The 19,153-nt window shown below is 37.7% G+C and carries 13 protein-coding genes; 12 read left to right on the forward strand and 1 reads right to left on the reverse strand.

Annotation, left to right across the window (positions count from 1 at the left end; translation table 11 throughout):
- Nucleotides 1-76 precede the first annotated feature (76 nt).
- From BUA11_RS08160 to brxL, 4 genes are read left to right on the forward strand one after another with little or no spacing between them, the layout of a single operon-like run.
- Nucleotides 77-2,434: a phosphoadenosine phosphosulfate reductase domain-containing protein gene (locus BUA11_RS08160; protein ID WP_072760336.1), complete on the forward strand. Its 2,358-nt coding sequence runs from the start codon at nt 77-79 to the stop codon at nt 2,432-2,434.
- Nucleotides 2,431-5,949 carry a hypothetical protein gene (locus tag BUA11_RS08165; RefSeq protein WP_072760338.1) on the forward strand — a complete coding sequence of 1,173 codons (3,519 nt, stop codon included), beginning with the start codon at nt 2,431-2,433 and terminating at the stop codon, nt 5,947-5,949. Before BUA11_RS08160 ends, BUA11_RS08165 begins: the two co-directional genes overlap by 4 nt.
- Nucleotides 5,930-8,392, forward strand: coding sequence for a BREX-4 system phosphatase PglZ (gene pglZ / locus BUA11_RS08170; protein WP_072760340.1), 2,463 nt, complete (start codon nt 5,930-5,932; stop codon nt 8,390-8,392). Before BUA11_RS08165 ends, pglZ begins: the two co-directional genes overlap by 20 nt.
- Nucleotides 8,393-8,418: 26 nt before the next feature.
- Complete coding sequence (gene brxL, locus BUA11_RS08175) at nt 8,419-9,861, forward strand: BREX system Lon protease-like protein BrxL (protein ID WP_245789642.1); 1,443 nt, start codon at nt 8,419-8,421, stop codon at nt 9,859-9,861.
- Between the two features lie 226 nt (nt 9,862-10,087).
- Here the strand turns inward: brxL and BUA11_RS08180 are convergent, their stop codons facing one another.
- Nucleotides 10,088-10,276, reverse strand: a complete 189-nt coding sequence (locus BUA11_RS08180; RefSeq protein ID WP_072760344.1) for a hypothetical protein — start codon at nt 10,274-10,276, stop codon at nt 10,088-10,090.
- An 891-nt stretch (nt 10,277-11,167) separates the two neighbouring features.
- On the opposite strand from BUA11_RS08180, the gene cas6 reads away from it, so the two are divergent.
- The 8 genes from cas6 (at nt 11,168) to BUA11_RS08215 (ending at nt 18,546) form a co-directional block, all read left to right on the forward strand.
- Nucleotides 11,168-11,959 carry a CRISPR-associated endoribonuclease Cas6 gene (cas6, locus tag BUA11_RS08185; protein ID WP_072760347.1) on the forward strand — a complete coding sequence of 264 codons (792 nt, stop codon included), beginning with the start codon at nt 11,168-11,170 and terminating at the stop codon, nt 11,957-11,959.
- A gap of 62 nt (nt 11,960-12,021) precedes the next feature.
- Complete coding sequence (locus tag BUA11_RS10485; RefSeq protein WP_245789644.1) at nt 12,022-12,552, forward strand: HD domain-containing protein; 531 nt, start codon at nt 12,022-12,024, stop codon at nt 12,550-12,552.
- Between the two features lie 12 nt (nt 12,553-12,564).
- On the forward strand, nt 12,565-14,532 hold the full coding sequence (gene cas10, locus BUA11_RS08190; protein WP_281246570.1) for a type III-A CRISPR-associated protein Cas10/Csm1: 1,968 nt from the start codon (nt 12,565-12,567) through the stop codon (nt 14,530-14,532).
- 3 nt (nt 14,533-14,535) lie between these two features.
- The gene (csm2, locus tag BUA11_RS08195; protein ID WP_072760359.1) at nt 14,536-15,003 is read left to right on the forward strand and encodes a type III-A CRISPR-associated protein Csm2; all 468 of its coding nucleotides are present in this window, start codon (nt 14,536-14,538) and stop codon (nt 15,001-15,003) included.
- 53 nt (nt 15,004-15,056) lie between these two features.
- A complete protein-coding gene (csm3, locus tag BUA11_RS08200; RefSeq protein WP_072760361.1) occupies nt 15,057-15,785 on the forward strand; it encodes a type III-A CRISPR-associated RAMP protein Csm3 in 729 nt (242 codons plus the stop codon).
- A 49-nt stretch (nt 15,786-15,834) separates the two neighbouring features.
- On the forward strand, nt 15,835-16,797 hold the full coding sequence (gene csm4 / locus BUA11_RS08205) for a type III-A CRISPR-associated RAMP protein Csm4 (RefSeq protein ID WP_072760364.1): 963 nt from the start codon (nt 15,835-15,837) through the stop codon (nt 16,795-16,797).
- A complete protein-coding gene (csm5, locus tag BUA11_RS08210; protein ID WP_072760366.1) occupies nt 16,794-17,903 on the forward strand; it encodes a type III-A CRISPR-associated RAMP protein Csm5 in 1,110 nt (369 codons plus the stop codon). The genes csm4 and csm5 overlap by 4 nt, the downstream gene beginning before the upstream one ends.
- A gap of 25 nt (nt 17,904-17,928) precedes the next feature.
- Nucleotides 17,929-18,546 (forward strand): hypothetical protein, encoded by a 618-nt coding sequence (locus tag BUA11_RS08215; protein ID WP_072760368.1) that lies wholly within the window; start codon nt 17,929-17,931, stop codon nt 18,544-18,546.
- Nucleotides 18,547-19,153: the final 607 nt, after the last annotated feature.

Consider the following 19,153-nt stretch of genomic DNA (forward strand, 5'->3'; position numbering starts at 1 on the left):
TTGTAATTGTTACTATTTGATGGTAAAACATAAAATAACGAATCCATAGAGAAATTAAAGCGAGGAGGGTTTCGGCTTGCACAAAGTTTTCTGGGACTCAGAATCAAGTGGTGTGATTCTAAGCTATGACAATCTTGGTATTGAGATAAATGAGCCGCCAAGACCTGTATTCTATGAGGAATTAGATCTGCTAGGATTTGATAAGCTTTGGTCATATCCGAGAACGCATGAGCCTCTTCTATGGGCGTCCGGAAGGAACTATTACTATAAAGGTCGCCTTGTAGCTCGAGCGGTTGGAGGAAGTATGAATTCATTGCCAAAGATTGAGCTGACAGACTTAGGTAGAGATCTCAAGCTTGACCCAATCAACATTCAGCTCCTTGTTGAAAAGAACAAAGATGCCTTGTTTACAATAGAGAACGAGGCAATGGATTTTGTAACTCATGTCTACAAAGTATACAAGAAAAAGAGTTCATTTGTTGTTTCCTACAGTGGTGGAAAGGATTCACAAGTAGTCCTAGATCTCGTGACAAGAGTGATACCACCTGACGAGTTAACTGTGATTTTTTCTGATACGACAATGGACATATCTTACACGCACGAAGCATATGAAAAAACAAAGCAAGAATACCAAAAAAGATACGACGGGTTAAAATTTTACAAGGTTGAACCAAATAAAGCAGCTGTCGAATTTTGGAAAGATTTCGGTCCACCAAGTAGATTGCAGAGATGGTGTTGTACAGTCATAAAAAGCTCGCCAGCGATAAGTTTTATGAGAAAACAGTTCGGGAGAAAGTCTGTAGTAAATTTTGTTGGGGTTCGTTCTGATGAGAGCACGCAAAGAGAGAAACACAGAAGATTAAGCGAAGGTGAAAAACACGCTTTTCAGATTAATGCAGAGGTGATTAAGGATTGGAATACAACTGAAGTTTTTCTTTATATGCTTTATAGGAAAATATACATCAATAAGGGATATAGATACGGACTGACTAGGATTGGATGCTCAGTGTGTCCCTTTAATTCGGTTTGGTCTGAAAGTTTGCTGCGCAGAATAGAGTCTGATATATATGAGCCCTATATTATCGTATTGAAAGAATTCCTGTTAGACCAAGGTGTAGAGCCTGAGAAATTAGACGAATATATTTATGATGGTGCTTGGAAAAAACGCGCTGGGAGCGAAAGTTCAGAAAAGCGCGAAAATCACCTGGAAATATTGGAGGAAAACGAAAAACTGATAGCTGTTATAAGAAATCCAAAACAAGACTTCCTTGAATGGGTAAAAGTTGTAGGTCAGGTGGCTTATTTTAAGAATGCAAATAATGTGGTTAAAGGAGACGTAAGAGTAAGGGAACGAAACATACCATTCGAGATGGAATTAAAGGATAACAAGACAATCATTAGAGTCACAACTTACGGGGATAAGAATATTCAAAGCACTTTCAAAAACTTATTCAATAAGACGACCTACTGTGTAGGTTGTGGAACGTGTGGAGCAGAATGTCCAGTAGGAGCTTTAACATTCTTTCCTTCACTAAAGGTAAACGCCAATCTCTGCATTCATTGCGGCAACTGCGTTAATGTATCAGAGAAGGGCTGTTTAGTTGCAAAATCTTTACAGACAGCACAGGGGGGAAGAAACATGAATAATGACAGATTGTTGAAAGGATTTGGAAGGTATCTGACGTTTGGTATGCGTGATGAGTGGTTATCTGCTTACTTGAAGAACGTAAATAAATGGTTTGAAGAAAATACTTTAGGACCAAAACAAGTAGAAAGCATGAAGGCGTGGCTTATGGACTCTGGCTTAATAGATAGTAAAAAGAAACCCACGGAGCTAGCAGAGATTCTTAGCAGGATATATCCGTATGATAAGAATTTTGTTTGGCTAATTTTGTGGAACAATTTGTATTATACTTCGTCTGTTTGCAAAGTTTATGTGGATAATGTTGAATGGGGAGCATACATAAGTTCAAAGGATTTTGAAGATATGGTTTCATCAATAGATCCTGAACTAAATGACAGGACGAAGAAAAGCGGTATTGGCTCGTTATTAAACATGTTTGAAAATTCTCCATTAAGCAAAGAAATCGGGATAGGTCAAATCAAAAAGAACGGAAACCAAAGATTCGTTTCTAAGAAACCTTTTGAAGAACCACATCCGTTTGCTGTTGCCTACAGCCTCTATAAAGCTGCAGAGTATTTAGGATATAGGGATTTGACTGTCTCTGAGGTGTATGATTCGAGATTCGATGGAGGACCGTATAAGCTATTTGGTATTCCAAGGTCAAAACTTGAGAGAGTGTTAAGAAGACTTCAAGAAGATCCAGAGAGGATATTGAAAATAGATTTGGTTTCGGATTTAGACAACATATTCTTGAGGGATGATTTGGACTCACTGCAAATACTTAGAATTGCGGAGGCGAGGATTAAATGAAGTATTCAGAGATAATAGGTCTGTACGACTCATTTCACCCGGTATATGATTTAGAGAACGAGTATGACAAAGAGTATTGGAAAATATTTGTTCCAAACAAGAAATTTTACGAAATCTTATCTAACGTCATAACGTCTTTTGATGGCTTAGAAAAGGAAAGAAAATCTATATGGATTCAAGGCGCTTATGGTACTGGTAAGAGCCATGCAACAGCTGTCATAAAGCACCTACTCTGGGATGATCCTAGAGACATCAGGGATTTTGTTGAGAGAATAGAAGATTCTCAGTTCCAAGAAAGAATTAAACACTTTAGAAATGATAGTAAGGTACTTCCAGTAGTAATTAAGGGTACTTCCGGAATAGATGGTCCGAGAACACTTAGGTACGTGGTTCAAAGGGCCGTAAAAAAGTCTCTGCTCCAGGTCGGGGATGATGTGGAAATTGAATCGGAATTCGAGCAGGTCATTAATCAGATAGAGAAAGGAATAGTAAGACTAGAAAAACTGATTCAGGAAGCTGATTTAGCAATATATGGCGATGGCCAGGAGATAATGAAAAAGCTCAGGAATGGCGATACAGAAATCCTGAGGAAAATAGAGAGAGTCCTAGAAAACGAGGGATTACACGTTACATACGACAACATAACCGACTGGTTGTCTAAAGTCGTTGAAAAACTCAGAGAGAAAAGAGTGGCTGACTATCTTGCAATATACTGGGATGAATTTACCGGTGTCCTTGAGCTTCAGAATGCGGGTTCCATATTAACGGAAATTCAAAGTATTGCCGAGCTCTCGGAGCATGAAGGAGTATATTTATTTATTATATCTCACAGAAAAATAGAACAATTCTCGAAGTTGAGAGATGACATTGGAAAAGTTAGAGATCGATTCAAAGTTATCGAGTACTCAATGGAACCGATAACAGCTTACCACATTGTCAAAGGGGCTCTTAAAAAGTTAAGACCCCACGATTACGAGATGGTACGAAAAGAGACTTTAAGCCGGGACGTTAAAGATGTTATGGAAAGCATAGCTGTGCAGGAACAAAAGACCACAAATGCTTCCGAATTATTAGAAACACTTCAGGACGGTTTTCCTATACATCCGTACACAATATACACTGCGGTTCTTGTAGCAAGATATTTCGGCTCGACAGAGAGGAGCATCTTCAAGTTCTTACATGACGAAGTCCATGGTTTTAAAGGGTTTATAGAGAAGAACCCAGATGAGGAGGGTGAGTACTTCCTAACTGCTGATAAATTATGGGACTTCTTCTATTCGGACTTTGAAATAAGAGAAGACGATGCCACGTTCGTTATAACAGAAAGATACAAGCGCTTTAAAAACCAAGTGGAACAGAATGGAGAAGAGTATATTAAGGTTTTCAAGGGAATCTTATTGTTGAATCTATTGTCTAGGTACATAGATATTTCCGAGGCACACGAAAACCTATATGCGCCTCATAGGAAAAATATTAAAATGATGTTTGCAGGCTCGATCAAACCGTCGTATATAGATACGATACTTGCTTTCTTCGAAGAAAACGAAATCTTTGTAAGAACACAAGACGAAAACTATTTTGTTACTAATTCCTCTCTCAAGCACGAGGAGATAAACAAAGAGAGGAAACAGTTAGAACCATACTATAACAATGTTAGCAAGATTGTAGAAGAAGTCATTAATAATTTAGACAGTGCCAAGGAAGAGTTGGAGAAACTAGTCCAGATTGGTACAAGAGAATACAAGTACGTGTTACTTGACGATAGTATGAACGAAAATACAATAAGGTCTAGACTCCTTAGTAAGTTAAAACCGAGCAGCGCACTAAATTTTGCCTTAATCTTCGGAACAAACGAATATGCTCTCTCTAGTGTCAAAAATTTGGTTCGAAACCTATCTTTAGAGAAAAATTTTTCTCATATAATCTTCTTAGTTTTAGACACGCTTTTCGAAGAGCAAGTCAAAAATGAGTTTATTAAGAATAAGGCAATGGCTAAGGTTGCCGAAAGTCACAGGTTTAATGATGAAGCTTTGCTTTATCAGAACAATGCCATCAAGACAATCAAGGATTGGCTCAGTGAAGTAACGAGAGGTTACGTGAACTGGTATCTGAACGGAGCCAGCGATCGAGTTCCATGTGACAGTCTCGGTGATAAGGTTGGAATACAGCTAACTAACAAGGTGTTTCCGCACGGTTTTGAAACGTTAGAGGAGTTACGCAAAAACGACAATGTTTGGACAAGAAGGAATTCTGCTAAGGCGGCAGAACCTTTTATCCTTGCTAAAAACAGAGACGAACTAGTAAGACAACTTGAAGATAAAAAAGGTATTTACCGTTTTCTTGTCGATATCATAAAAGACAACTCAGGTGAGTATATAGTAAGCAATAATTTAGAAATAAGACCAGATGTTGATAAATCCCATCCGTTAGTAGTCTTAAGTGAAGAGGTTGAAAAAGCAATTGAGTTCGAATCCAAAAAAGGAATATTCAATTTGGGAGAAGCGCTAGAGTTTCTCTCAGAACCACCATATGGTCTATATCCCTGCGCCGTTTATTTTGCGGCCCTCGCATTCAGCCTGAGAAAGTACGTAGGGAAGCTATATGATCTTGGAAAGAATGGTAAGGAAGGTCAAATTAATGAGATGCAGATGATTGAGAAAATAGGGCTTATCTTCGACTATTTCAGCGACAGAAAAAGGATAGATAAACTTGAGGTTCGCAAGGGTACCGAGCAAGAGAAAAAACTCTCTAAGATTTTGGCAGATATATTTGGAATAACCAGTGAAATAACCAGTTCGTTAGTAGGTGGTACCTTCAATGACATACGATGGGGATTAAGGGAATGGAGCAAGAAATCTCGTTTTCCAATATGGAGCTTGCGGTATGCAATTGGCAGCGAAGAAGATAAGCTATTAACGGACGCAATTGCTTCAATTTGCGAAATCACAGAGTCACGTGAGCAGGATATTGATATCGAGACTTTGAGTAAATGGCTTAAGAATATAGATATGGCAAAATTTGAACTGAAAGGAATTATTGACGAAGGTGCAATTAGAACTGGATTTATAAGATTTATAGAAAGACGTGTCCCAGGTATAAGTGGTCAGATAGGAGACATTGAACAGCACATAGATGACATTTTAGACTATCTCGGTAGGAAAATGCAAGAAGAAGTAGGTACTTGGGTCGAAGATAAAGTTGAATCGGAAGTGAAGAGCTGGTTTATTGAAAAACTTAAACGTCACAATGGGCTTTCAGGAAATGTGGGTACAATAGGCGACAATCCTTCAGTGCCTTTGCTTGGCGATAAACCTGATTCCGTGGGTTACGATGCAGGAAATGGCTCATCAAATAACGAAATAGCAGAAATAAAAGAGCTTATTAACAAAAGCGAAGAGTTGAGGGTAAAGGCAGCTTTGATTAAGATAGTTGAGATTGCTTCCAATAACATTGAGATTAGGAGGATTGTAAAAGAGGTGCTGCGGGGGAATTTGAATGAGCATTTACGGAGCTAAATGGACTGAAGGAGCTACAGTCGAGTTCGCTTCATACACCGATGTATGTAAACAAATAATCAATGAAACAGATAGGGAAACTTTGTCACACAGGCGATTCCCGTTAAGATTTATCTTTTCAAATTCTGCAGAGGACATAAGAAACATCATAAATTCTGTACATTGCGAGCTCGGAGCCCGTGTTTTGAACATTTCCGAAGTCCTAAATAATGACGAACAATGGCCAACAAGAGATGAAATCTGTCGTCTCATAAAGAACACAGAGACAGATACTGTTCTTATAGCATTGTCAGAATATCTAAGATTTCTTAATGATACTGACTTTTCATCCTTTTTGTACGCAATATCTAGTATAGAAAAGCCAAATGTCAGAGTTTTTATCCCAATGTTAGGTTTATGGGAAAGATTCTATGCACTGTTTTGGAAAGAATTCTACAGGGCGAAAGAATGGGCTCCCGTTTGGAGGATCAGTAGTGCGCCAAACAAGCATACAAAGATATACTGCTTACAATTTAACACTGATAACTTAGACAGCAAATTAGAAGGAAGTCTGCCCGGTTGCAAGTTGGTAAAATCAGTATCTGAATGGTTTAGTACATATCTTCAAACAGAAGTTGAGAAAATTATCATAGTCTCAAAGGTACTAAACATGCTTTCTAAAAACGCATCTTCGGATAATGCGGTTGACTTTAGATTGCTTCAAGACCAAAAACAGCTTTTAGAAGAGGTTTATGGATTGGAGGTTCCTATAGATTACAACGAGAACGAGAAAAGGTACTGGACACAGTTATTTCACCTAATAAGTCAACAACGTCGTGACTTCTCTAATAGTTTTCTGAAAATTGTGGAATACCATTTTAACGTGCATGACATGAGCTCATTGAGTCTAGGAAAAATTGTAAGGTTAATAGAACAGGCGAGTGATTTTGACATTTGGTTGTTAGCAAAGACCTTGCCTAAGGTTAATAAATCTAATGAGTATCTCAATATTTGCCTTTCTTCGCTCGATAGCTTCAAACAAGAGAAACTAATATCGAAATTATGGTTTAAGATATTCTCATTCAAAAGCGAACACCTAAGTCAGAAGACCTGTGATGAACGAAGAGACATTCTAAGAGAGATTACGCGAGCTATGTCAGACCCTGAGGAACTAATTCCAGATCTGGAAAAGGAATTGAGTACTTTATTGAACAAATTAGATAAGCGGGAAGTTATAAAATATCTCACAGGACTGACGAGTTATGAACGAGAACTTATAATTAAACTACTATTAGAGGTTGATAGTAAAGACGGAATTCGAGATGAACTAATGAAGTTATACCCAGAATTAAAGTACTACATAGACTGGGAAAGCATTAAGTTGAGTATCGATGCTCCAGAATGGATAATAAGGTATTTCACTTTGTACAACTTCTCAAAACTTCAAAACAAGAAACACGAAGAAATTGATACGATACTAAATAAGTTTAACCACAATAAGGAGAGTTTCTCGGAATGGTATATTCATTTAAACCTTGTTCTAAAGTTAATTGAGGACAAGGGAAGAGAAATGTCTTCTGGCACTCTCAGATACATTTGGATAGATGGTTTAGGTGCGGAGTGGCTGCCACTAATAGCTAACCTTGTTGAAAAATCGGGGAAAGCAACTATTACCTTTAAGGCTCTCGCACGCGTTTCTCTTCCAAGTACAACAAAATGTAATAGGTACGAGTACGAAAAAATAGCTGATTTAGATAATTTTGTACATTCTCAATCATCTTACAAACATCCAGAATGCCTAGTTAAAGAAATAGAGATTATAGAAAAAATTGTTGACAAAATTCTTAGATATCCTGAAGAAAGAATCATCGTTGTTTCTGATCACGGCTTTAGCTTTCTTTGCACAAAAGAACATGGAAGCTACAAAGCATTCAATTTCGATGCTGAACACGAAGGAAGGGTTATGTTCATGGAGGAAGGCAATGATTACATCGGTGATGAATACTACATGGTTTGGAACATAATGGATGGAACGTGCAAGGATATCTACAAGAAGGCTCTGATCGCTTTGAAACACTTATCATTGAACAACAAAGTTCCGTATAGAGAAGTTCATGGCGGTGCAACACCCGAAGAGGTTATTGTCCCATTCCTAATTATAGAAAAGAAAAAAGAGTCTGACCATGGTTCCATCAAGAAATTTGAAGTAAAGTTTGATAGTACAGAATTATCTTTAAGGAATCCGATCCTGAGGTTTAAAATCATTCCAAAACCTGACAAGGTGGTTGCTAAGATTCAAGGGAAAGAACTTAATGTGGAGGCAAGTTCATCACCGAACGAGTTTACAATTAGATTAACCAGTTATTCAACGGGAAAGTACGTACTTAACCTATACATTGACGAAGGAGTGTACGAACAAGAGATTAGCATCTACGGAGGCTTTAAGGAAAGGGAATTGTTCTAACAGCTTAGCTTATGGGGGGATTATACGTGGACACTAACTTAAACGAACTTGACGAAAAGATACGTAGCGTTTTTCCCTATGAGTCTGTGATGAAACAACCGGGCCTTCAACAGGTATTCTCTGGCTATAACCTCCCATCCTTTGTAAAGGACTGGCTTCTCCAAAAACATACAGAAATTGATGGAAGTATCGATACGGACAGTTTAAAAGACTTTCTGACGAAGCATATTGCTTACAAAGGAAGTAAAATTAAAGGTCAGTTGATTAACGATGGCTCACAAGTAACATTGTTGGCAAGAATTATAGTAGAGCCTGATGTAAAGAGTGGAATATTGAGGTTTTCCATACCAGATATCGACATAAAATCAAACGAGGCAAGAATCCCTCCACACATTGCTCGCGAACATAGCAGTGAATTATCAGGAGGAGAAACGTGGGGCGTTGTAACTCTTGTATACGTGCCTCCAGATGGAAGAACTCCTGGAGCAATTGAATTAGCTGATTATAAGCCGTTCAAACCATATGAGGTTGATTTAGATTATTTCCGTGAAAGGAGAAAGGAGTTTACCTTAGAAGAATGGATAGATCTGCTAATACGTTCCATGGAATATAATCCTAGAGGATTCAGGTCTTTAAGCCAAAAACTTCTATTTATCTCAAGATTGTTAGTCTTTGTGGAACCCAATCTGAATATGATGGAGCTTGCACCAAAAGGAACTGGTAAATCATATACATATAGCAATCTTACCAAGTACGGTTGGATAATAAGCGGTGGAACTGTGACACGAGCCAAATTATTCTATGACATTTCTAAACAAATGCCCGGTATCTTGACGCAATACGATTTTGTTGCGATGGATGAGGTTGAGACTATCAGATTCTCTGACGAAAGTGAACTTTTGGGTGCTTTGAAGAATTATCTGGAATCTGGACGATTTACAGTGGGGAACTACAACGGAGTTTCATCCGCTGGAATGGTACTACTGGGTAACATACCATTATCTCACGATAAAACACCTTTGAGCAGCGACTATCTTGCAACCCTACCTCCATTTTTTAAGAATTCGGCATTGTTAGACAGATTTCATGGTTTTATCGAAGGTTGGAAACTACCAAGAATGCGTGAAGATATGAAAGTTCGCGGACATGCCTTAAATGTCGAATACTTTTCTGAAATCCTGCACGAAATGAGAACAGTTCCTGATTTTGCCGATATATGTAAACGTTTACTTAGGATTCCAGAGAACTCGGATACTCGTGATACAAAAGCAATCGTCAAGCTGAGCACGGCATATTTGAAATTGTTGTTTTCCCACGTGAGAGACATAACTGACATAAGCAAGGAGGAATTTCAGATGTACTGCCTAACCCCTGCGAAAGAGATGCGGCAAATAATCAAGCGGCAATTAGCAATGATTGATAGAGAGTTTAGTGAGGAACTACCCAATATAGAGGTCGTTCGTCAATGAATCTCTTAGATGATTGTCTTTGAAGAATTTAAGTCGCAATTTTGGACTATCTCCTGAAAGTATGATATGTAAAAAATCGTATTACCTTTTCACATCTCGCAGCTTTTACTCCATGGAAGTCATGTTTTTAATTTAATTTGATACCTTTTTTCTAATGGAGTACGCCATAACATTAGTTTCTAACCACTAACGGTGTTTTCCAGTACTTCTTCATTTAGATCCTGATTTAGGTCCTGCGCGAATATTGGACGATTTCTATAAGGCTCTTACCAAAGACATTCAGAAAAGCGAACGTATTTATTTTTTCCAAAACTACAATCACAAACGATGCTCGAAAAGACAGAGCAAACGAAAAGTGGTTGAATATCATACTCAGAAAGAAATGAAGAACAACCCTTGTGTCAACCTTCAACATACAGAATTGCCACCATAAATTTGCAAAAGAAAATAAGAAATGCTATAATGCACGTTAGAGAAATCGCATCCTATCTCTATAAACGACCTAAAACGTGGAGTTCGAAACACGAAAGTTGCCCGACAATATTTGCTCATATCCGCATCAATACTATACTTTCTGTCATTGACAGGTTACTAATTTTTGCCAAGCGAATTTTCAATAAGTCATTTATTCATGCGCTTCTGCGTTGAATTTTAAGTGTTTTGTTTCACAAAGTGTTAATATCATCTTATTTTTTATATGTATTCTTCTTGATTTTCAGCTTGTGATTAGACATAATCAAAAAAATTCTCTACCTATTGTTACGATAATATTTCAAAGTGAAAAGCTAACACAACTCGTTTATTCATCAGCATGCATCAAGAAACAAGCACAAAAACCGGTAGGGAATCAGCATCAGTTCAAGAAAATCTGCGACTGTTAGCCATGCTAAAACAAAATTTAGATAGTCTAACTTTGGAGGTAGAGAAAATCGCATTCCAAACTACATCTATTTATGCCTATTCTGGAAGGTAAGAGTCAGGAAGGAACCTCTCTCTGAAAGAGCTGGAAACCAAAAGTTTCAAAACTATTAATAAAAAATTTATTTGTTTTGTCAGGAAGTAACCTCTCTCTGAAAGAGATGATGGGAACCGGACGTTAAAAATAGCGCAAACGTTGAATTTATCCTTTTGATAGGTATTATCTCTGAAAGTGCTGAATTTATAAGCAAAAGTGGGACTTTTGTCCCACTTTATTTTTTTCAGAAAAATGATATTGTTTTTCTTTTGTTATATATGATATAATAGTAACGTAAATTTGTAACGTGCGGTTACATTAAGAATAATGAATAATAACAGGAGGGGTAGGGTGTTTTACAGTCTTCTGCTCAACGTAAAAGCTGAGAATGATGGTATTATTGAGTATTATCCTGGCCGCAAGATTCATGGTTGGTTCTTTTCTGTGTTAAGATCTGCAGATGAACGAATTTCGAATGTCATGCATTCTAATATAAGTGATAAATCTTTCACTGTTTCTTCCTTCCTGGGCAAGAACGTAAGTAGACCTTTAGAAGTTAAACAAGGTGAAGTCTACTCGATTAGGATAACCCTCCTTGAAGATAGCCTTTTCGAGCTTTTCAGCAACAAGGTGTTTGAGTCCACACTGAAAGACCAGAATGCTCGATTTGGGAATGTAACTTTTAAGGTGCTCAATTTATCCGTGGGACAGTCTAACAAGTGGTCTGGATTTACAACAGAAGAAGAACTTTTCAATAAGGATAATACGCAAGCTGTTGTCAAACTAAAGTTTTATACACCCACTCTTTTTCGCATCGGGGATTTGCATTTGAGAGAGCCCGACCCTGAGAAGGTCTACACAAGCCTTATTAGAAAATTCAACAAATACAGCAAGGTAAAACTCGATGAGAACTTGGTGGGGAAATTTAAGGATATAAAGATTTTGGAAAAAGACACAATTCTAAAAAGAGTAAATTTTGGTGAATTCTACTTGCAAGGTTTCGTTGGAACTGTTACGTTCGAAGTGCCGTATGAAGATAAGCTTGTAGAAGCAGTGAACGTGCTTTCCAACTTTGCGTTCTACTCAGGTGTTGGTTACAAGTCGACAATGGGATTAGGGCAGTGCAAAAGGGAGGAACTCTGACCACTGTCGCAAAATAATATCAAACTTTGGAGGTTACAAATCCATTAGGGGGGCAGATATATATGGATGCTATAAGTGAAAAACAAAACCTGAAGCATATTTTGTATTTAGCATCTCTGTTCCATGATATAGGGAAATTTAGGCAACGTGGAAAAATGAGTGACGCGTTGAAAAATGGTATCAAAGATGAGTACAAATTCCACATTAGTGAGAACAAATCAGGATTGGCTCATCAGTACGTTGGAGCATATGTTTACTCTAAGTCAAAGCTTCCCTACAGAGATACTGTCTCTGCAATCATTTCAAGACACCACGAACAGTTATCGAATCTAAACTCAGAACCAGACGTCCTTGTAAAGATAGTAAGTCTTGCGGATAAACTTTCTGCATCAGAAAGAGAAGACTATACCGCACAACCTGATGCTAAAATCAAATTTATGAGATCCATAATTTCCTCCGTCTCTTTAAATAATGTCGAGAAAGTGAAATTCTACAAAAAAGTATCGAAATTTTCCGAAGCATTAGAACCTGTTGAGCAAGCCGCAGCAGAGCAAATATCCGTAGAAGATGTGTACGAAAAGCTTTGGAGCTAATTTGAGAAGTTCATATCTGATGGTGAGCTTGAAAGCAGATGGGGAAAAGAAAATGACCATGATGTACTTGGGAGAATTTATTATTTACTCAAAGAATACACCTCCAACATTCCTTCCGCATTCTACTACAGTGAACCAGACATATCTCTTTTCTCTCACTCAACCACAACCGCCGCTATAGCCGTCGCTTTATATAAACAATTTGAAAATGAGCTTTTTGAAAAACAGAACGATAGATTTGTAAAAGCCGCAGAGATTCTCAATAAAAAAGAATCTATTTCTCGAAAATACCGAGAGAATAAAACTTCGCAAGCAGACCCGGAGGATGAAGAGATATTCGGTGTTATCAAAGGTGACATATCGGGAATACAAGATTTCATATACAAAACCTCTTGGCGAAACGGTCTCAAAAAACTTAGAGCCAGATCATTCTTTATCGCCTACCTTTCGGAAATCATAGCCAGATACATCATAGACAAAGAAGGGCTATACCAATCAAACATCCTTTACTGCGGTGGTGGGCACTTCTACTTGCTTGTTCCTGCAAAAACAATTGATAAGTTGGAAGAATACCAAAAAGATATAGAAGAAAAAATGTACAAAGCGTTTGGATTAGACTTGGCTGTTCTGCTTGGTGGAATCAAGATAAATATTTACGACCTCATAGAATTCAAAGTCCACGACAAACTGGCAAGAATTCTTGAAGTAAAGAAAAACAAAAAGTTTGAGAACGTGATAGACCTTGAAATGTTTATTCCTGAAGACTTCTCTGGTCCGAGATGTCCGTACTGCGGAAGAAAAATGCTGCAAGTTACAAGGAAAGAAGAAGAACAAGAAGAAGCATTTGAATGCGTATTTTGTGAATCTTTTGCTGAACTTGGAAGAAAACTTGCAATCTCGGAATATCTCAAAATAGAAAAATGCCCGGAGCTAATTACACCACCAGTAAACGTGTACGAAGTTTTCAAGATGTTCGGTTACGAACTAAAATTCAGCGATAATCCAGACAAATTTGCCTTTGCAATCGACAAAGCGACATACGATCAAAACAAGGCAATGTACTTTACTAAGATGGCAAGTTACGTGTACAAAAAGGCAGGTAAGTACTACGAAACTCCAGCCGACCTCGAGACGATAGCACAAGAAGCTGAGGGACTAAAAAGATGGGGACTGCTCAGGGGAGACGTTGACAATCTTGGAAGAATATTCCAAACACTGCAAGTATCCGATAAAGAAAAAAGAACACCGATATCATTTGTTGCAACACTCTCGTTCGAGCTTGAATCATTCTTCAGCATCGTTCTTGAAAGGATGGTGGTTGAGAAACACCCAAAATGCAATGTCATATACTCAGGCGGCGACGACTTCATGATACTCGGTCCATGGAGCGAATTACCACTACTTGCAAGAGATATAACAAATGAATTTAGAAAATACAGCAAAAATGATGAGTTATCGATATCCATGGCAATAGCAGTGGCACCTTCAAGAAAATTCCCGGTCTACAAACTTGGAACGCTGGCTGGTGAGTATCTGGACGACAAAGCGAAATCATATAAACGCACGTACAATAACAAAGAATTAGAAAAATCAGCCATCTACATGTTCGGGGGGTATGTAGGTTGGGAGGAGTTTGATAAGGTCTACAAACTCAACCAGCAACTTGAAGACATTATTTCACAAGGTGTTACAAGGAATATACTGCACGTGCTGAGCGCTTTTCTTGAAAAACAGCAAGAAGGTGAACAACCAAAGATTTGGCGGCTATATTATTACGTAGGAAGACTCATGGAAAGGCAGGAAAACAGAGAAACAAAAGCTCTGATTCAAAGGTTTTTCAATGAAATACTGGAGGAAGGTAACAGCAGATTATATGATAAATTGGGATTGGTAATTAAGTGGGTTCACGACAAAACGCGTAAAGTTGAAAGTGATGAAAATGGAAAAGCTTCTCAAAACAGAATGACAACGGAGGTGTAAAGTATGCCGGAGAATAGACGCAATCAGTACCCAAATGTTCAACAAAACGTATCATCTTTGGAAGAATTATTTAAAGATGTTGAAAGTGTATTCACTAGTATCGATGTTAACAATATCGACAGTAGTGTCTACAACCAATTAAATTCTTACGCCAATAGAATAGGCAAAGACCTCTCACTGAATTCATCTAGATTACGAAAATTTTATAACCATATCAAAAAGCTGGAAATGGAGATTGGTGATCACAATAGCATAGTAAGAAAGCTTAACAAATTCATTGCGATAATGATGTATGACGTGGGAAGGGAAAATAACGAAGGACTAAGAAATTTTGCTTTGGGTATGAAGAAACTCGTAGATTTGGTAAAATCAAAGAACGCAGATGAAATAAAGAAATTTTACAACATTTTCCTTGATTTCTTTGAATCGCTTGTAGCTTATCATAAGTACTACCATCCGGAAAGATCTTGAACGTTTTAACCAAAAAATCTGCAAGAAAATAAAAACATGAGGGAGGAAATAGTATGGCAGCAAAATCTTTTGAAGGCAAATACATTATCAAAGCCGATATAAGGCTCTTAACCGGGTTGCACATAGGCACCAGCAAAGATGACCTTGAAATAGGCGGACTTGACAACCCAGTAATAAAAGACGCACAAGGTAGACCGTACATTCCTGGCAGCAGCTTAAAAGGAAAACTCAGAACATTGTCCGAATTCTTCCATGGAAAAGTATCGAACAACGGAGAACCACATGGTTGTGGGGACGAAAACTGCGAAGTATGTGGCCTATTCGGTGCAGGCATCAAAGGAAAAGAAGGAAAACCTTTGTATCTTAGAAGACTCATAGTACGCGACGCAATGTTAGACCCAAAATCTGTAGAAGCATTTGAAACATACTTAGAAACAAAATATACAGAAGTCAAGCACGAAAACTCAATCAACAGATTAACATCCGAAGCAAACCCGAGACAACAAGAACGCGTCCCTGCCGGTGCAGTCTTCCAATCAGAATTCTCAGTCAACATATTTGAAAACGACGGAACAAAGTTCATTGAAGAACTGCTTAAAATAATGAGACTTCTTGAAGACGACTACATTGGCGGTAGCGGTTCAAGAGGATATGGAAAAATAAAATTCGAAGACATAGTAATTAAAAAGCGCAGTGTTGATTTCTACAAAGGAACAGCAAATGAGGAGGTTATCATTTCCGGAGCAAAATCAGTAGACGAAGCACTCAAAGCAATTAAATAATGCACTACAAAACGTTTGAAATAAAACCCAAACTGAGGAAGTGATGCATATGACCTACAAAGTAAAATTGAAACTCAAAGGACCTCTCCACATCGGTTATCTAGACGTGGTCTTTGAGGTGTCTGAAGCAACAATACATGCCGATACAATTTTTGGCGGATTAATAAATGGCTACAACTTGCTATTTGGCGAACAAAAAACTAACGATTTAATTGAAAAAATTAAAGAAAGCAATTCAGAGCTCCTAATCTCATCTGCATTCTTTTACGTTGGAAACAAATACTTCTTGCCGAGGCCAAAAGGCGAGACATTTGGCTTAGAAGACAAAATACAACAAGTCAAAAAAATAAAGAAAATCAAATTCGTTGAAGAAACAATCTTAACTGAGTCAAAAAGCGTTGGAGAAGAAAACCTCTCGCTACCGTTCCTACTTGCAGACAAAGCTCAAAAAGAATTAGAAGAATTTTACATCATATTAGAACGTCCAAGAGTCATGGTTGCAAGAAACTACGCAGAATCAAACATATTTTACTTCTCAGAAGTTCACTTCAAAGAAGATAGTGGGCTGTGGTTCTACTTAAAGGTCAGTGATGATATAGAAAAAGAAATATTAGCGGCGTTGAAATTGCTTTCCGATGAAGGGATAGGCGGAGACCGAACGTATGGCTTTGGACAATTTGACTATGACTTAATCCCAATAAGCCTTCCAGAACAAGGAGAGAACTATTTACTTCTCTCGCCATATATTCCAGATTCAGAAGACTACGAAGAAAACTCGAAAGAAATCACAAAATTTGCAAAGGCGTACGAACTGCGGTATAGAACAGGCTACATCCACAATAGCGACAAAAAAGCAAAAAGAGTGACGATGTTCGCAGAAGGAAGCGTATTCACAAAACCAGTAAAAGGAAAAATACTTGATGTAACACCTGACAATTTTGAGTATGACTACAGAGTTTACAGATACGGGAAAGCATTCCTACTCCCGTTTAAAGGGGGTAACGGAAAATGATGAGACTTAAAATCGAACCAATGTCACCTATATTCATCGGTTCCGGAGAAAAAGTAACAAAATTCGAAATGCTCATAAGAGGCGACAGGACGTATATATTAGACTTTGACAAACTGATGAACTACGACAAATTCGTTGAAGAATTCGTCAACAGAGTGGACAGAATACTAAATCCTTCAGAAAAAGACAAAGCGCTTGAAGATATATTTAGAAAGTTAAACATAAACATAGACACAGTAAAAAAGCACGACTTTAAAACGATAATTGACAAAAAAACTGGAAAGCCGAGAACATTGCAAATTCACACATTCATCAGCTCGGCAGGAAGAAAATACATTCCAGGCAGCTCGTTAAAAGGAGCAATAAGAACAGCGCTGATAAAACAATATCTCAGTGATGAATTCGCCAAACACCTTGAATCACGATACAGGAACGTTGAAAATGAAATCTTTGGCGATGCAAAAAAGTCTGTATTCAAATTTCTACAGATCTCAGACAGTACATACATAAACAGCAAATTTATTGCTTTTAAAATGTACAGAATTTTAAACATACTAAAACAAAAGGGTAGCATACCTCAATTTCTTGAAATCTGGCTTCCAAAGAAAGTTACAAATATTCCTGAAGAAAACTATGTTGAGTGCACTTTAGAATTCAAGACATCATGGTACAGAAAAAACCAATCAGCAGGTACGATACGTGCAGAAGGAAAAATCACTCACATAGCCAGCACACTTGAAGATAAACAAAAGTTCATTGCGATAATGAAAGAAATTGCCAAAAACTCTATCGAGCGCGAAAAAACAAGAATATCACAAATGATTGACAAAAATGCTCAACAACAGCTTATGCGATTTTACGACGAACTGAGCAAAGAAAACCAAAAGGACAACGTATTCGTACTAAGAGTAGGTGGACACTCAGGTTTTTACTCCAAAACAGCTTTCACAAAACCATTAACACAAGCACAAATTGAGACACTGAGAAAAATTAACAGACACTGGAAATTTAACCCAGCAATGTTCCCTGTGACGGTAAGAGTAGTTGACGTAAACGCAAGCACAATAATGCCACTTGGCTGGTTAAAAGTAACCGTTACGAACTAAACAACAAAATTGGGGGAAACGCAAATTGCTCGAAATATATGTTGAATGGGACTTCAAAAAACCGGTACTAATTAATGACGAAGAAATAACAAAAATCAAAGAAAAAATTGGAGAACGCGCCGCATCCGTCTCGCACATACTATCCAAAAAATACTACCTGCACGAATCCGGATACTATATTCTTGGTAAAAGCTACATGAGAATAAGAATTTTGACAAACCGCGTTGGCTCCGTCATGAAGAACCTTGTGAATCTAAGGCTCGGCGGAGCCACCCTCTTAAATTTCAGAGCCAAAGAAATACAACCACGAACAGAAGGCTTTATCATCGCGCCTGAAACATTTGGAGAGCTAAACTATGATACATTCATATCATTTATAGAAGATTACTACTTCAACTTAGCAGACAAAATCTTCAATGAAGAAGAATGCGAAAAAAAACTAATACCTGTGATAACTCCATACGAAGAAAAAATCTACCGTGTCCAACTATTCGGAGACGAAAAAATGATTGAACTATTCAATATAATCGGACTCATAGATTCAGAAAACCAAAGATTCCTCTACCACAAAAGAGACCTAAAAGAACTAAGAAAGCTTGCTGGAAAACTATACACTCAAACACAAATCCAACATACAGAGTAGATAAAAACCAAGGTTGTAGAAAAACACAAGCGAAACAGGGAATATATGATATCGCGCAACTCAGCGCAAATAAAATCTTTTCTTCAACTGCAAACGCCCTAAACCGTGGAGACCAAAAGACAAGTTTCGCACCACGATACTCACTAATAACCGCATAAATACTATACTTCCGGTCATTGGCAAGTTGATAATTTTTGCAAGCTACATCGTCGAAAAATCTTGTATTCATGCGCTTCTCCGTTGAATTTTAGGTATTTCATTTCACAGAGTGATTTTATTTTCTTCTTTCTCATACGTATTCTTCTTGCTTCTCAGCTTGTGATTAGACATAATCTAAAAAATTCTCTACCTATTGTTACGATAATATTTCAAAGTGAAAAGCTAACTCAAATCATTTATTCATCAGCACGTATTAAGGAACAAGTGCAAAAATAGGTAGGGAATCGGCATGGATTCAAGAAAATTTGCAACTGTTAGCCAAGCTAAAACAAAATTTAGACAGCCTAACTGTGGAGGTAGAGAAAATCGCATTCCAAACTGCATCTATTTATGCCTATTCTGGAAGGCAAGAGTCAGGAAGGAACCTCTCTCTGAAAGAGATGGAAAC

The sequence above is a fragment of the Fervidobacterium gondwanense DSM 13020 genome (genome assembly GCF_900143265.1).
GTDB lineage: Bacteria > Thermotogota > Thermotogae > Thermotogales > Fervidobacteriaceae > Fervidobacterium > Fervidobacterium gondwanense.

Bases quoted from the DNA above. Each gene is read 5' to 3' on its own strand.
- BUA11_RS08165 (WP_072760338.1), top strand. From the start codon at position 2,431: ATGAAGTATTCAGAGATAATAGGTCTGTACGACTCATTTCACCCGGTA.
- csm5 (WP_072760366.1), top strand. From the start codon at position 16,794: ATGATGAGACTTAAAATCGAACCAATGTCACCTATATTCATCGGTTCC.
- csm4 (WP_072760364.1), top strand. From the start codon at position 15,835: ATGACCTACAAAGTAAAATTGAAACTCAAAGGACCTCTCCACATCGGT.
- BUA11_RS10485 (WP_245789644.1), top strand. From the start codon at position 12,022: ATGGATGCTATAAGTGAAAAACAAAACCTGAAGCATATTTTGTATTTA.
- csm3 (WP_072760361.1), top strand. From the start codon at position 15,057: ATGGCAGCAAAATCTTTTGAAGGCAAATACATTATCAAAGCCGATATA.
- BUA11_RS08180 (WP_072760344.1), bottom strand. From the start codon at position 10,276: ATGTTGAAGGTTGACACAAGGGTTGTTCTTCATTTCTTTCTGAGTATG.
- pglZ (WP_072760340.1), top strand. From the start codon at position 5,930: ATGAGCATTTACGGAGCTAAATGGACTGAAGGAGCTACAGTCGAGTTC.
- csm2 (WP_072760359.1), top strand. From the start codon at position 14,536: ATGCCGGAGAATAGACGCAATCAGTACCCAAATGTTCAACAAAACGTA.